The organism is Sulfitobacter dubius (assembly GCF_027214245.1).
GTDB classification, from domain to species: domain Bacteria; phylum Pseudomonadota; class Alphaproteobacteria; order Rhodobacterales; family Rhodobacteraceae; genus Sulfitobacter; species Sulfitobacter dubius_A.
In genome coordinates, this window is record NZ_JAPWHM010000001.1 from 532,694 (window position 1) to 546,496 (window position 13,803).

The 13,803-nt window shown below is 60.3% G+C and carries 11 protein-coding genes; 7 read left to right on the forward strand and 4 right to left on the reverse strand.

Features of this window, described 5'->3' with window-relative positions; genetic code table 11:
• Nucleotides 1-18: 18 nt before the first annotated feature.
• From O4H31_RS02580 to O4H31_RS02600, 5 genes are all read left to right on the forward strand, one after another.
• Nucleotides 19-1,503 (forward strand): NAD-dependent succinate-semialdehyde dehydrogenase, encoded by a 1,485-nt coding sequence (locus O4H31_RS02580; RefSeq protein ID WP_269342476.1) that lies wholly within the window; start codon nucleotides 19-21, stop codon nucleotides 1,501-1,503.
• Nucleotides 1,504-1,550: 47 nt separating this feature from the next.
• Nucleotides 1,551-2,921, forward strand: a complete 1,371-nt coding sequence (locus O4H31_RS02585; RefSeq protein WP_269342478.1) for an aspartate aminotransferase family protein — start codon at nucleotides 1,551-1,553, stop codon at nucleotides 2,919-2,921.
• Nucleotides 2,922-3,207: 286 nt separating this feature from the next.
• The gene (locus O4H31_RS02590) at nucleotides 3,208-3,777 is read left to right on the forward strand and encodes a response regulator (protein ID WP_269342480.1); all 570 of its coding nucleotides are present in this window, start codon (nucleotides 3,208-3,210) and stop codon (nucleotides 3,775-3,777) included.
• A 52-nt stretch (nucleotides 3,778-3,829) separates the two neighbouring features.
• Nucleotides 3,830-4,168 (forward strand): hypothetical protein, encoded by a 339-nt coding sequence (locus O4H31_RS02595; protein WP_269342482.1) that lies wholly within the window; start codon nucleotides 3,830-3,832, stop codon nucleotides 4,166-4,168.
• Nucleotides 4,165-4,524, forward strand: a complete 360-nt coding sequence (locus tag O4H31_RS02600; RefSeq protein WP_067940935.1) for an Hpt domain-containing protein — start codon at nucleotides 4,165-4,167, stop codon at nucleotides 4,522-4,524. The genes O4H31_RS02595 and O4H31_RS02600 overlap by 4 nt, the downstream gene beginning before the upstream one ends.
• Nucleotides 4,525-4,614: 90 nt before the next feature.
• Here O4H31_RS02600 and O4H31_RS02605 read toward each other — a convergent pair whose 3' ends face one another.
• From O4H31_RS02605 to O4H31_RS02615, 3 genes are all read right to left on the reverse strand, one after another.
• Complete coding sequence (locus O4H31_RS02605; RefSeq protein WP_067622348.1) at nucleotides 4,615-4,986, reverse strand: response regulator; 372 nt, start codon at nucleotides 4,984-4,986, stop codon at nucleotides 4,615-4,617.
• A gap of 12 nt (nucleotides 4,987-4,998) precedes the next feature.
• Nucleotides 4,999-6,651, reverse strand: coding sequence for a PAS domain-containing sensor histidine kinase (locus tag O4H31_RS02610; RefSeq protein WP_269342487.1), 1,653 nt, complete (start codon nucleotides 6,649-6,651; stop codon nucleotides 4,999-5,001).
• Nucleotides 6,652-6,789: 138 nt separating this feature from the next.
• Nucleotides 6,790-9,990: a CHASE domain-containing protein gene (locus tag O4H31_RS02615; RefSeq protein ID WP_269342489.1), complete on the reverse strand. Its 3,201-nt coding sequence runs from the start codon at nucleotides 9,988-9,990 to the stop codon at nucleotides 6,790-6,792.
• A 278-nt stretch (nucleotides 9,991-10,268) separates the two neighbouring features.
• On the opposite strand from O4H31_RS02615, the gene O4H31_RS02620 reads away from it, so the two are divergent.
• Together O4H31_RS02620 and O4H31_RS02625 are read left to right on the forward strand one after the other, a co-directional pair.
• A complete protein-coding gene (locus O4H31_RS02620) occupies nucleotides 10,269-11,882 on the forward strand; it encodes a GMC family oxidoreductase (protein WP_269342492.1) in 1,614 nt (537 codons plus the stop codon).
• Nucleotides 11,860-12,852, forward strand: coding sequence for an NAD(P)H-dependent flavin oxidoreductase (locus O4H31_RS02625; RefSeq protein WP_269342494.1), 993 nt, complete (start codon nucleotides 11,860-11,862; stop codon nucleotides 12,850-12,852). Before O4H31_RS02620 ends, O4H31_RS02625 begins: the two co-directional genes overlap by 23 nt.
• Nucleotides 12,853-12,872: 20 nt before the next feature.
• Here the strand turns inward: O4H31_RS02625 and O4H31_RS02630 are convergent, their stop codons facing one another.
• On the reverse strand, nucleotides 12,873-13,736 hold the full coding sequence (locus O4H31_RS02630; protein ID WP_067622333.1) for an LOG family protein: 864 nt from the start codon (nucleotides 13,734-13,736) through the stop codon (nucleotides 12,873-12,875).
• Nucleotides 13,737-13,803 lie beyond the last annotated feature (67 nt).

Here is a 13,803-nt window from a genome sequence, read left to right on the forward strand (position 1 = left end):
ATCCCAAGGAGGTGCCCGATGACCAAGATGATCCCAACCCCCGCCGATGGTCTGCCCGCGCTGACCCGGGGCGAGCTGGCCCGCCATTTCGCCTATGTCGGCGGCGCATGGGTCGCTGGCGCGCAGAGCGACGATTTTAAGGTGACTGACCCGGCAAGCGGTGCGGTCTTGGGGTCGGTTGCCAAGCTTAACGCCGACGACAGCCGCGCCGCGGTGGATGCCGCCCATGCCGCCTTTCCCCATTGGGCTGGCCTGTTGCCGCAAGAGCGTGGAGCCATCCTGCGCCGCTGGCGCGACCTGATGCTGGAGAACCGCGAGGATCTGGCGCGGATCATGACCGCCGAACAGGGCAAACCCATCTCGGAATCGCGCGGGGAGATCGACTATGCCGCGTCTTTCTTTGAGTTCTATTCCGAAGAGGCGCGCCGCCCCAACATCGAAGGCGTCACCTCGCATCTGCCGGACGCCGAGGTGGAAATCTGGCGCGAGCCGGTGGGCGTGGCCGCACTCATCACGCCGTGGAACTTCCCCTCCGCCATGCTGACCCGCAAGGCAGGTGCCGCGCTGGCGGCGGGCTGCACCGTAGTGGCGCATCCTTCGGCAGAGACGCCGTTCTCGGCGCTGGCACTGGCCGAATTGGGCGAACAGGCGGGGCTGCCGAAAGGCGTGTTCAACGTCGTCACCGGGGAGGCCCCCGAGATCGTGAAGCCATGGATGGAAGACACCCGCGTGCGGGCGATCTCCTTCACCGGGTCCACAGAGATCGGCAAGCTGCTCTACCGTCAGGCATCGGATTCGGTGAAACGTCTGGTGCTCGAACTCGGCGGCCATGCGCCTTTCATCATGTTCGATGATGCCGATATGGACCGCGCGGTCGAAGAGGCGATCGAGGCCAAGTTCGCCACCTCCGGTCAGGACTGCCTCGGTGCCAACCGCTTCTTCATTGCCCGAGACAGCTATGCGACCTTCTGCGCGCGATTCACCGCAGCGACGCAGGCGCTGACCGTGGGCGTCGGCGCGGATGATCCCGACATCGGCCCCCTGATGAACGAAAAGGCGGTCGCCAAACAAGAGGAACACGTAAAAGATGCGCTTGACCGTGGGGCGCGGCTGCTTTGTGGTGGCAAGCGGCACGCAGCGGGGCCGCTGTTCTTTGAACCGACGGTGCTGGCGGATGTGCCTGCGGATGCGCTGATCATGCGCGAAGAGACCTTTGGCCCCGTGGCCGCCATCGCGGCCTTCGACAGCGAGGATGAGGCGATCACACGGGCCAATGACACGGAGTACGGGTTGGTGGCCTATGTCCACAGCCAAGACCCACGCCGCATCTACCGCGCCAGCCGGGCGCTGTGTTTCGGCATGGTGGCCGTGAACCGCACCAAGGTGACCGGCGCGCCGATCCCCTTTGGCGGCACGAAACAATCGGGCATCGGTCGCGAAGGGTCGCGGCTGGGGCTCGAAGCCTTTACGGAAGTCAAATACGTCTGCCGTGACTGGGCCTGAGATTTGAAGATACGGCGCAAAGGCGCGTCGGAAGAAAGGAAAGACCAATGCTGAAGAACGATATGCTTGAACAATGGGACCGTGAAAATTTCTTTCACCCCTCCACCCATCTGGCGCAGCACGCGCGCGGTGAAAGCCCGACCCGTGTGATCAAGACCGCGAAGGGCAGCCATATCACCGACCGCGATGGCAACCAGATGCTCGACGCTTTTGCCGGCCTCTACTGCGTGAACGTGGGCTACGGCAGGACCGAGATCGCCGAGGCGATTGCCGAGCAGGCGCATGAACTGGCCTATTATCACTCCTACGTCGGCCACGGCACCGAGGCGAGCATCACCCTGTCTAAGATGATCCTCGACCGCGCGCCTGAAGGCATGAGCAAGGTCTATTTCGGCCTTGGCGGTTCGGACGCGAATGAGACCAACGTCAAGCTGATCTGGTACTACAACAACATCCTTGGCCGCCCCGAGAAGAAAAAGATCATCTCGCGCTGGCGCGGCTATCACGGTTCGGGTCTCGTCACCGGCTCGCTCACCGGGTTGGAGCTGTTCCACAAGAAATTTGACCTGCCGCTGGCGCAGGTCGTGCACACCGACGCGCCCTATTACTACCGCCGCCCCGACGCCAACATGAGCGAGGCAGAGTTCACCGCGCATCTGGTGGGCGAATTGGAAGCGCTGATCGAACGCGAAGGCGCCGACACCATCGCCGCCTTCATCGGGGAGCCGGTTCTGGGCACCGGGGGCATCGTGCCGCCGCCCGAAGGCTATTGGGCCGCCGTGCAGGAAGTGCTGAACAAACACGACATCCTGCTGGTCGCGGATGAGGTTGTCACCGGCTTTGGCCGTCTGGGCAGCATGTTCGGCTCGGATCACTACGGCATGAAGCCGGACCTGATCACCATCGCCAAGGGCCTGACCTCGGCCTACGCGCCGCTCTCGGGCTCCATCGTGGGTGACAAGATGTGGAAGGTTCTGGAGCAGGGCACCGATGAAAACGGCCCCATCGGCCATGGCTGGACCTATTCGGCGCACCCCATCGGCGCTGCTGCCGGGATCGCGAACCTCAAACTGATCGACGATCTGAAACTGATCGAGAACGCCTCGGACGTGGGTGGTTATCTCAACGCGCAGATGAAGGCGGCATTGGGCGATCACCCCAAAGTGGGCGATATTCGCGGCGAAGGGATGCTCTGCGCCGTCGAACTGGTTGAGGACCGTGAAGGCCGCACGCAGTTTGATCCGGCGCGCAAAGTGGTGCCGACCATCGTCGGCGATATGCTCAAGGCCGGGGTCATTGCCCGCGCCATGCCCCAAGGCGACATCATCGGCTTCGCGCCGCCCTTCTGCCTGACCCGCGAAGAAGCGGATAAGGTCGTGGGTGCCACCGCCGAGGCGATCAAGGCAAGCTTGGGCTAAGACCCAAGGGGATGAGGATAGAGCGGCCCGGCGGAAACGTCGGGCCGTTTGCGTTGAGGGGAATCACCCTTGGACGCGAAGTGGCGAGTCGTCCGATCAAAAATGAAAATGCGGTAAAGATGGCCGTTTTTCGGGTCTAATTCCCTCGATATGGAAACAGTGCCCCGGTTTGTCGCCTATTTACTAAGAATTCGTCAAAATTAGGCCACAGTTCCCAGAGAAATTAGGACAAAGCAGCGGTCCGTCCAGTTTGGGGCCCAAAGATTTTGATCTGTGGAGAGATGTAATGAAAATTCTGGCGGTGGATGACGACCCGATTATCCTCGAATTGCTCGGGCAATTTGTAGAGATTATCGGTGCGCATGAACTAACGACCGCCCCATCTGCTCTGCATGCGGTCGATATGTTGGGTGATCCCGACCTCGGTCCGATTGATTGCTTCATGCTTGATATTCAGATGCCGAGCATGGACGGGATCGAACTGGCGCAGCACATTCGCAACTCGGCGCGCCATGCCGATACGCCAATTTTGATGCTCACCGCGATGTCCGACAAACGCTATATCGACGCGGCCTTTGCCGCCGGGGCCACCGACTATGTGACCAAGCCTTTTGAGATTGCCGAGCTGAAATCACGCATCGGGCTGGTCGAAGGCATGGTGAAAGAGCGTCAGCAGCGGACCAAGAAGATTTTCGCCGCCAAGACCATAGCCGATCAGGCCACCCATATGGAGTTGTTCGAGCCGGTCCCGATCTATGATGTGGACAATGTGATCGACTACACCGCTATGGAAAACTACGTCGCGCAGCGCGCTTTTCGGCTCCACCGCCTTTGCCTTTACCATCCGCGAGGTTGACGCCTTCCACGCGACGATGACCTCATTCGAGTTTTATAGCCTTGTGTCCGATGTGGCCGAGATCCTGTCTGATACGCTTGTCGACCATCAGGTGCTCATGTCCTACGCGGGCAATGGCACTTTCGTGTGCGTTACAGAAAGCGGATGGCGTCCTAATATGGGCGGTTTGATGGATGCGGTTAACTTGGAGTTGTCTCAAACCGAATTGTTCGACAATAATGGCGAACGTGTTCACCCGCGTGTCAGCGCGGGGGAGGCCGTGCGGCTGATCTGGAAGAGCGGCAATTCCGTCATGGATGCGCTGGCGCAGGCCCATGCAAGCGCAGAGGCTGCCAGTGAAGCACATACGAAATCGCTCAATGACTTTTGGCAGAATGATCAACAAGCATGACTAAAATGTTAGCTGAACTTCCCGGCATAGAGCGCATTCGCAAGCGCTTTGTCGAAATGCTGGACGAGCGCCAGACGCTGATCGCAACCCATGGCTTGGCCGCTTGGGACGGGACGACCGTGGATGAGATCAAAGGCAATCTGGCCAGCGCGCAGGCCATTCTGCACCAGATCGCAGGCAGCGCCGGGTCGCTCGGCTTTGAAGAGCTTGGCCGTCTGGCGCGTCAGTGCGAAACCCAAATCGTCGAGCATCTCGCCGGACCTCGCGCCGAACGCGCGGATTGCCCGATCGAGATCATCTCGGAACTGGATGGTTTCGTGGCACATTGTCGGCAGCAAATCGACGCCCAAGCCTGACGGCGCGGCGGCCATGCTTTGCGCCGGCTCCATTCCTACAGACAATTTATCTAAAAGCTGCCCAATAGGGCAGGCCAAGTGGTCGCTGGCCTAGTTGGCCTGCATTGCCGCCTTGACCTGATCCGCGAGAGCGATGGGGTCGAAGGGTTTGCTGATCACGTCAGCGGCCCCCAGGTCGCGCAGCTCTTCGATCTCGTTATGCTGGGCGCGGGCGGTCATGAAGATCGCCGGCACGTCACGCAGGCTATCCATTTCGCGCATCTTCTCAAGGGTCTGGCGACCGGTCATGCCGGGCATCATCATATCGAGCAGGATCACATCGGGCGTGTAGGACTGAACCTGGTTCAGCGCCGCTTCCCCGGTCTCGCATTGGACGACGTCGAAATCGCCGCTCAGCTCAAGCGCCATCAGCGCGATTTCACGAATATCGGCGTCATCCTCGACGTGCAGCAGTTTGATCATTCCATACTCTCTCTAGGAGGCTTCGCGCAGCAACGCAGCCGGTTCCTCTGCCGCTACCTGAGAATTTTTCTTCGGCAGGGTAAAGTAAAATGTCGTACCAAATCCCTCGCGGCTGTCAAAACCTATTTTACCGCCAAGATTCTCGACGATGGCTTTGCAGACGCTAAGGCCCAACCCGGTGCCCCCATTGTCGGCCCGGTTGGAGTTGGACAGATCGGCAAACCGCTGGAACACCTTGTGCTGCTCAGAGGCCGGGATACCCGGGCCGCGGTCCGCCACAGAGATGCGCAATTCGTTCTCATTCTCTTCGGCGCGGATGGTAACGCGCTCACCGGGTTTGGAGAATTTGGACGCATTAGATAGGAAGTTCGTCAGCACCTGAATGACCCGGTTCGGATCTGTGGTCACTTTGTTCAGGTCATCCGTGCCTTCTACCTGAATGCGCACGCCGTGGCGCTGCTCAAGCGAGGCGTTCGCGGCGCTGGTCTCGTGTAGAAGTTCTGCGATATCAACCTCTTCAAGGTTGAACTCCAGCCGTCCGTTTGCGATCTTTTCCAGATCGAGGATGTCATTGATGATCAGCACAAGCCGGTCGGCATTGCGGTGAGAGATCTCTAGCAGCGCGCGCGCTTTGCTCGGCAATTCACCCGCCGCCCGCGACAAAAGCAGCCCCATAGAGCCTTTGATCGAGGTCAGGGGCGAGCGCAGTTCATGGCTGACCATTGAGATGAATTCCGACTTCATCCGCTCTTCGCTGATGATATCCGAAACGTCGTGCAACATGACCAGGAACCGCCCTGCGGCGCCGCCGGTGGGCAGAAGTTTGATGGTGACTTGGAAATGATTGCCAAACAGTTGCGTGTCGAACTGCGTCATCGCCTTGCCCGACTTTTTCAGATCTCGGCAGGCATCAATAAGGTCTGGATTGCCGCTTTTTTCTGCCAAGGTTTCGAGCGTTTGCTCGGTATAGGTGTCGGTACACCAGCCGCTTCGGCTCATGGCGACGCGGTTCATATAGCTGAAACGCTCGGTCTCGGCATCGACGATCCAAATGTCATCGCGCAGTTCATACAGCGTTTCCGCTGTGTCGCGTTCGGCCAGAAGTTCCTTGGCGTGGGTCACATCGGTACGGGCTGAGATCGACCCGGACCATGCCCCTTTGTTGTCGAAAAGGGGCATCACGGTGCATTGCGTCTGTATCACCCGACCATCGGCGCAGCGCAGCGGGGTCTCTCCCTGCCATGTTTTGCCGGCCATCAAGGTGGCCCGGATTTCTGCCAGAAGTTCGCGAAACTCATCTTGGTAAAGCATCGACACGGGCTGGCCGATCAATTGGTCGCGGGTATAGCCCGTCAGTTCGATGAACCGATCATTAACCTGTTCCAGCATTCCGCCGGTATCGACGATATTCACAATGGCGTGGCTATCAAATGCCCTAAGCCTTTGTTCCATATCGGAACGATCAGCACCCCTCTCGGGGCTTGATCGGAGCGCATTCGCGGCGAAGGGCGTTAGCCCCGCCAGAATGATCGCGCCGACGACGGGGATAACCTCCCCCGTTTGACCCGCGAAAAGCGCGGAGGTTGCGGTGTACCAACTGCCGGAAATGGCAGTGCCCAGAAAAAATGTGGCGGCGGTACGCTTGTTAAATGGCTTTGACGACACTCGTAATTCCTCGCCCCGAAGCGGACATGCTCGAACTATAGCATGACATGTGCGTTGTAATTTAAACAAAATGCCAGAGCATATTGGCAATAATATGGCATGTCGCACTTTAGCGTCACTTCGCCGTGGTGCGACAGGTTAAGAGGCGCGTGCGGTTGTTCCCGTAATTGAGTTGACCACCGAGCTGATCCCGCTTCGTGATTTTACAAGGTTGATCCCGACGCGGGGATCTGGCTCTCGGTTGTTGTCGGCGGATAGGCTGATGATCTTGGCCTCTGGGTGCAGACGAATGATGTCCTCCAACAAAGAGCGGGCATCGCCGTCAGGCAGGGACCAATCAAGGATCACCACATCAAGCTCTTCTTGGCCGATCAACTTCTGCGCTTGAGCGAGGTTGGTGACATTGGTCACCTCTGCCACGCTGTCCAAACCGGTGCGGATCACCTCGGCAAAGTCGATATCGTCTTCGATATGCAGCACGCGCAGCTTCGTGTCCCGCTCCCCGATTTCCGCGTCGGGTGCGGCGGGCGATTGGACGGTTTCGGCCTCGGCGATGGGGCAGGTGAACCAAAAGACGGTGACGCCTTTCGGGATGCTTTCAAATCCGATGGTGCCGCCCTGACGTTTGATGATCTGCCGGGTGATGTTCAGCCCCAGCCCGGTGCCGCCCTTGGCGCGGGTGTCTGACCCATCGGCCTGAGAGAACGCCTGAAAGATGCGCGGGCGGAAGTTTTCCGGCACGCCGGGGCCAGTGTTCTGGATAAAGACAATCGCCCGGTCCCCCAGCCGCTCGGCGCGAATTTGCACCTCGCTCTCGGCATCGGAATATTTACAGGCGTTTGAGATCAGATTGGCCAAGACCTGCCGCGTGCGGCTTTCATCCACCCGAACCGTCAGCGGCTTATCGGGCAGTTGCACGCCCAAGGTGTTGTTATGAGTGATCGCGAAGGGCGACATTTCGTTGACCGAGTCGTTGATCACCTTGTTCAGATCGACATCGTGGAAATCAAACTGCACCTCGCCCGACGAAATCTTTTCGAGGTCCAGAATGTCGTTCACGATATGCGACAGCCGGTCGGCATTGCTGCGCGCGATGTCGATCAGCCGGATATGCGCTGGGAGGAAGCGGCTGTTGTCGGTGGTGTCGATCAGACCCAAGGCCCCTTTGATCGAGGTCAGCGGCGTGCGCAGCTCATGGCTGACCGTCGAGACGAATTCGCTCTTGATCTGCTCAAGCTTCTTTTGGTCGGTGATGTCGTTGATTTGAACGATAAAGACATAGCCGCGCGTGTTCTTGTCAAAGGTCCACGAGACGTTGAACAGGCCCCAGCGTTCATAGCCCAGCTTGTGGGTGATGCGGTATTCGGCCTGATAGTTCTGTGAACTGCGCGAGTCGACGAGCCCGCGAACTTCACTGTAGAGCTTTTTCAAATCGCCCTCGGGCATCAGATCGCCCAGTTTGGTATTCGACAGCAGCTCTTCTTCGCTATAGCCGCAGAGCGTGCAAAGCGCGCTGTTAACGCTGTTAAACACGCCCCCTTCGCCCAGGATCGCCATGCCCACGGGGGCCGCTGCCAGCACCTGCCGAAACCGCCGCTCGCTGGTTTCAAGCGCGTTGCGGGCATGGACGATGTCGGTCACATCGGTCTGGGTGCCGACCATCCGCAGGGCGGTGCCGTTTTCATCGCGTTCGGTAACCACCGCGTCCGAGCGCATCCACCGCCATTCGCCGGTGCCAATCTTCAGTCGGTATTCGGTGACGGAACGTTGTTGCTGCCCCGAGATGCAGGCCTGATCGGTCTGGGTCAGCAGCGGCAGGTCTTCGGTGTGGACACGTTTGAGAAATTCCGCCTGCGGATCGGTCAACCGCTCGAAATCGGCCATCCCCAGAATGCGCCGCCATGTGTCGGACACCTCGGATTTCCCGGTACGCAGGTCGATGTCGAAAACGCCGATCTGCGCGCCTTCGAGTGCGAGGTCATAAAGCGCTTTGTTCTTTGCCAGTTCATCCTGCACCGCAAGTTCCGAGGTCAGATCGCGCACGATTGCCGTCACGCGCCGCTCGCCGGTGTAGGTGGTCCAACTGTTGCGTTGCAGATCAAGCTTCAGGTCTTGGCCAAAGCAGGTCTTGCCTGCCGCGTTGACCTGCTCGTGGTCATGGTCTTCGATCAAGTCGGTGACGAGAGTGCGGAAATCCATCCCCTTGAGCGCCTCATGCCCATAGCCAAAGCAGACCAGCGCCGCTTGGTTGGCAAAAAGCACGCGGTCCTCGCCGTCGAGCAAGAAAATAGGCGTCACAGCGTTCTCGATGACGGCGCGGTTTTCCTCGTCATGGGCGTCGATCTGACGTTCGCGCAGCACGGCAAGCTCGCTCAGGGCCGCGCTGCGCTGGCGCAGGCTGCGGAAGGCGACAAAGAAAAGGATCGCCAGCAATATGCCGGAAATCAACAGGACCTCCGGCACGGCGCTGTGCGTGGCGCTGTCGAAACTGACCGTGCTGACATGGACCACAGTCCAAGGGCGGCCAAAGCGCTCGATCGTTTGGGTAATGCTGTGATGCCCGCTTTCGACACCTTCGGGCGTGCTGTCGAAAATCCGGTTCTCCGGGGCGGTGGTCAGCCCATCGAAGACTTTGATTTCATAGGCCTGCCCCTGAGCCGGGGTCAGCGCGTTCAGCAGGTTTGCACCGACAAAGGGCGCATAGACCCAACCGATAAAGCCTGCCGTATCCTGCGCCGGGCGGTTGCCGGTGGCAAAGACTGGACGCAGCAACAGAAAACCGGGCTGACGGGATTTGTCCTGCACCAGCAGAATGCGCGGTGTCAGCTGCGGCTCTCTGGTCTCGCGGGCCCGCAGGGCGGCGCGGCGGCGGTCCTCGTTAAAGCTGATATCAAGGCCCACGGCCTCTGCATTCGGCCCTTGGGGGTAGATATATTGGATCACCATCTTCTCGGCGTTGCCGGTGTTGGGGTGAATCCGGAAATCTTCTATCCCGAGGGCGGTTACCTCTTCGATGAAAGCCTCTTCGGTCCCTCGGGCGACCGGGGCGACAAAGCCGATGCCGTTGATGCCGGGCAGGAAGGTGTCGATCTCCAGCGTATCGACGTAATGCGCGAAATCACTGGCGGTCACTTCGTCAGAGGCGTTCATGAAGGCGGCGATGCCGTTGAGGCTCTGCAAATAGGTGTGCATCCGCGCGTCGAGGCTTTGCAGGCTTTCCTCGGCGATCCGGTCAAAGGCCCGTTCGGTGGCAAGATCATTGCTGCGATTGCTGTAGAGAAACACCCCAAAGGTGATGGCGAGACATCCGAGAAACAGTATAAATTCGGGTCGCCGCACCAATAATAGCCCTTGTTTCTGGCCACCAGAAGGCGGCGAAATTTTAACCCCAAGGCAAAACCTAACGCATCGGGGCAATATATCCAGTTCGGCCATATTCACCTAAGGGTCGAAAAAATCAACAAACGGATGCGCTGCACGGGCAAAGCGCGGGGAATGTGGCTTTGCGGCAAATGCTGCGGCGGGCGGGCGACTTACGGCAGGGATTGTGACCTGTCGCCGGGCGCTCTACCAATGACGCGCCGGGGAGGCGGGCCAGAATATCGGGAGAGATCACCATGAATGACGAGACGCAGCTAGAGGGTCGCTATGACTATATCATCGTCGGCGCGGGCACCGCGGGCTGTGTTTTGGCCAACCGTCTCAGCGCTGATCCAGCCAATAACGTCCTGCTGCTTGAGGCCGGGGGGGATGACAACTACCACTGGGTGAAGGTGCCGGTGGGGTATCTCTATTGCATCGGCAATCCGCGCACCGATTGGATGATGAAAACCGCGCCCGAGCCGGGGTTGAACGGGCGTTCTCTGACCTATCCGCGCGGCAAAGTGCTGGGCGGCTGTAGCTCTATCAACGGCATGATCTACATGCGGGGGCAGGCGGCGGACTATGACCACTGGCGGCAACTTGGCAACACCGGGTGGAGTTGGGACGACGTGCTGCCCTATTTCCTCAAGTCCGAGGATCATCACGCGGGCGGCAATGACATGCACAGCGCCGGTGGTGAATGGAAAGTCAGCAAACAGCGTCTGCGGTGGGACATTCTGGAGGCCGTGCAGGAGGGCGCGCGGGAGTTCGGGATCGAACCGCGTGCCGATTTCAATGACGGCGACAACGAAGGGTCGGGCTTCTTCGAGGTGAACCAACATGGCGGTGTGCGCTGGAACACGGCGCGCGGTTTCCTGCGCCCCGCGATGCAGCGGCCCAACCTGCGGGTGATGACACATGCCCATACCAACGGGCTGATCCTAGAGGGCAAGCGCGTGACCGGCGTGCGCTTTACCCACGAAGGCCGCGCCCTGCGGGCCGTGGCCGAGGGCGAAGTGCTGTTGTCGGCGGGGGCAATCAACTCGCCCAAGATCCTCGAACTCTCGGGCATCGGACAGAGCGAGCTTTTGAGCGGCATGGGGATCACCACGCTGCATGAACTGCCCGGCGTGGGTGAGAACCTTCAGGACCATTTGCAGATCCGCACCGTCTATAAGGTGCAGAACACCAAGACGCTCAACACGATGACCCATTCGCTTTGGGGCAAGGGGCGGATGGGGCTGGAATATCTCATGCGGCGCAGCGGTCCTTTGGCGATGGCGCCCAGCCAGTTCGGCATGTTCACCAAGTCCGATCCGGTGCTTGAGACGCCCGATCTGGAATATCACGTTCAGCCCCTGTCGACCGACAAACTGGGCGATCCACTGCATCCCTTCCCCGCGATCACCGTTTCGGTGTGTAACCTGCGGCCCGAGAGTATCGGCTCTTGCCATCTGACCAGCCGCGACAGCGCGGTGCAGCCCGACATCCGTCTGAACTATCTTTCCGCCGAGAGCGACAAGCGCATCGCGGTCGCGGCCATGAAACAGGCGCGACACATCATGACGGCCAAGGCACTGCATCCCTACGCGCCCGAGGAAATTCTGCCCGGCCCTGCTGTGCAGAGCGACGAAGACCTGCTCGACAAGGCGCGCGACATTGCCACGACGATCTTTCACCCCGTTGGCACTTGCAAGATGGGCAGTGATCCGATGGCGGTGGTCGATAGCGATCTGCGGGTGCATGGGCTGCAGGGGCTTAGGGTGGTAGATGCCTCGATCATGCCCAAGATCGTCTCGGGCAACACGGCATCGCCAACGGTGATGATCGCCGAGAAGGCTGCCGATGCCATTCTGGCGGGGCGGTGACGGTATGGTAAGCACGCGATTGACCGAGCGGCTGAGGATTGACCACCCCATCATTCAGGCACCGATGGCCTTTGCGGCGGGCGGGCGGCTGGCGGCAGCTGTCTCAGGCGCCGGGGGCTTGGGCATGATCGGCGGTGCCTATGATGCAGGCGATTGGATCGCCGAGCAGATGGATGTGGCGGGCAACCAATCGGTCGGCTGCGGTTTCATCACTTGGAAACTGCGCGAGCATCCGCAGGCGTTGGAGCAAATCCTCGCCCGTGATCCGGCAGCGGTCTTTCTTTCCTTCGGCGACCCGGCAGAGTTCGTCCCCGCGATCCAAGCGGCAAAAGTGCCGTTGATCTGTCAGGTGCAAACCCTGCGCGATGCCGCCCATGCGATCGATCTGGGGGCCGAGATCATCGTCGCCCAAGGGGCCGAAGCCGGTGGCCACGGCGAGAAGCGCGCGACCTTTACGCTGGTGCCAGAGGTCGCCGATTACATTGCCCGCCACGCACCTGACACGCTGCTTTGTGGCGCAGGTGGCGTGGGCGATGGGCGCGGGCTGGCGGCGGCGCTGATGCTCGGGGCCGATGGGGTGGTCGTCGGCTCGCGCTTCTGGGCCTCGGAAGAGGCGCTGGTGCATCCTGCTATGCTTGAGGCAGCGATCAAAGCGAGCGGCGATGACACGCTGCGCAGCACTGTGACCGACATTATGCGCGGCTATGACTGGCCTAGACGCTATACGGGCCGTGTCTTGCGTAATGAGTTTACGGACCGCTGGCATGATGACCCTGCCGGGCTGCGCGCCGCGCTGGCGCAAGAGTTGCCGCGCTGGCAGGCGGCAGTGGCAGAAGGGGATGCCCGCACTGCCAATGCCTTTGTCGGAGAGGTCGCAGGGTTGATCGGCGCAGTCAAACCCGCGGCCGATATCCTGCGCGATATTGTCCAAGGGGCCGAAGTGGCCTTAGGCCAGACCTTTACCCGGTGACGGGGCCGGGCAAAGCCCGATCAGCCGTGATCTTCGACCTCTTCCCGGCCCGGCACATGTTCGCGGGCGGGAGCAGTTTCCCAATTCTCGATCACCTCCATCGCCTCATCCGCGCTTTCGACAAAGCGGAACAGGTCAAGGTCTTCGGCAGAGATCGTTCCGGCATCAGCCAGCGCGTCCCAGTTGATGATCTTTTCCCAGAACTCGCGGCCAAACAGCAAAAAGGGCACGCGGTTCATGCGGCCGGTCTGGATCAGCGTCAGCGCCTCAAAGAGCTCGTCCATGGTGCCGAAACCACCGGGGAAGACGCAGATCGCGCGGGCACGCATCAGGAAATGCATCTTGCGGATCGCGAAATAGTGGAAGTTAAAGCAAAGCTCCGGCGTGACATATTCGTTGGGCGCCTGCTCAAACGGCAGAACGATGTTCAGGCCGATGGAATGGCCGCCTGCATCTAGCGCGCCGCGGTTTCCAGCCTCCATCACGCCGGGGCCCCCGCCAGTGACGATGACGTTCTCCACGCCGCCGGTCTCCATCGATTTTTCGGTCATCAGGCGGGCAAAGGTGCGCGTTTCATCATAAAAACGCGACAGATCGGCCAGCGTCTTGGTGCGGGCGGTGTGTTTCTCGGCTGGCGCGGGAATGCGCGCGCCGCCAAAAAGCACGATGGTTGATTGGATGCCGTGGGCATCCAGCAGCAACTCCGGCTTGAGCAGCTCCAGTTGTAGGCGCACCGGGCGCAGCTCATCACGGCACATGAAGTCGTCGTCGGTAAAGGCCAGACGGTAGGCGGGCGCGCGGGTTTGCGGCGTGTCGGGGGCGTCTTGGGCCTTGGCGCGGTCAACATTGGCGCGGCGCAGGGGGTGGCGGTGTTCCTCGGTCATCCTCGGGTCTTTCCTTGGTCTAGGGCTTGGCTCAGGTGGCGCGATGGCCGTTCAGGTCAACATGCCT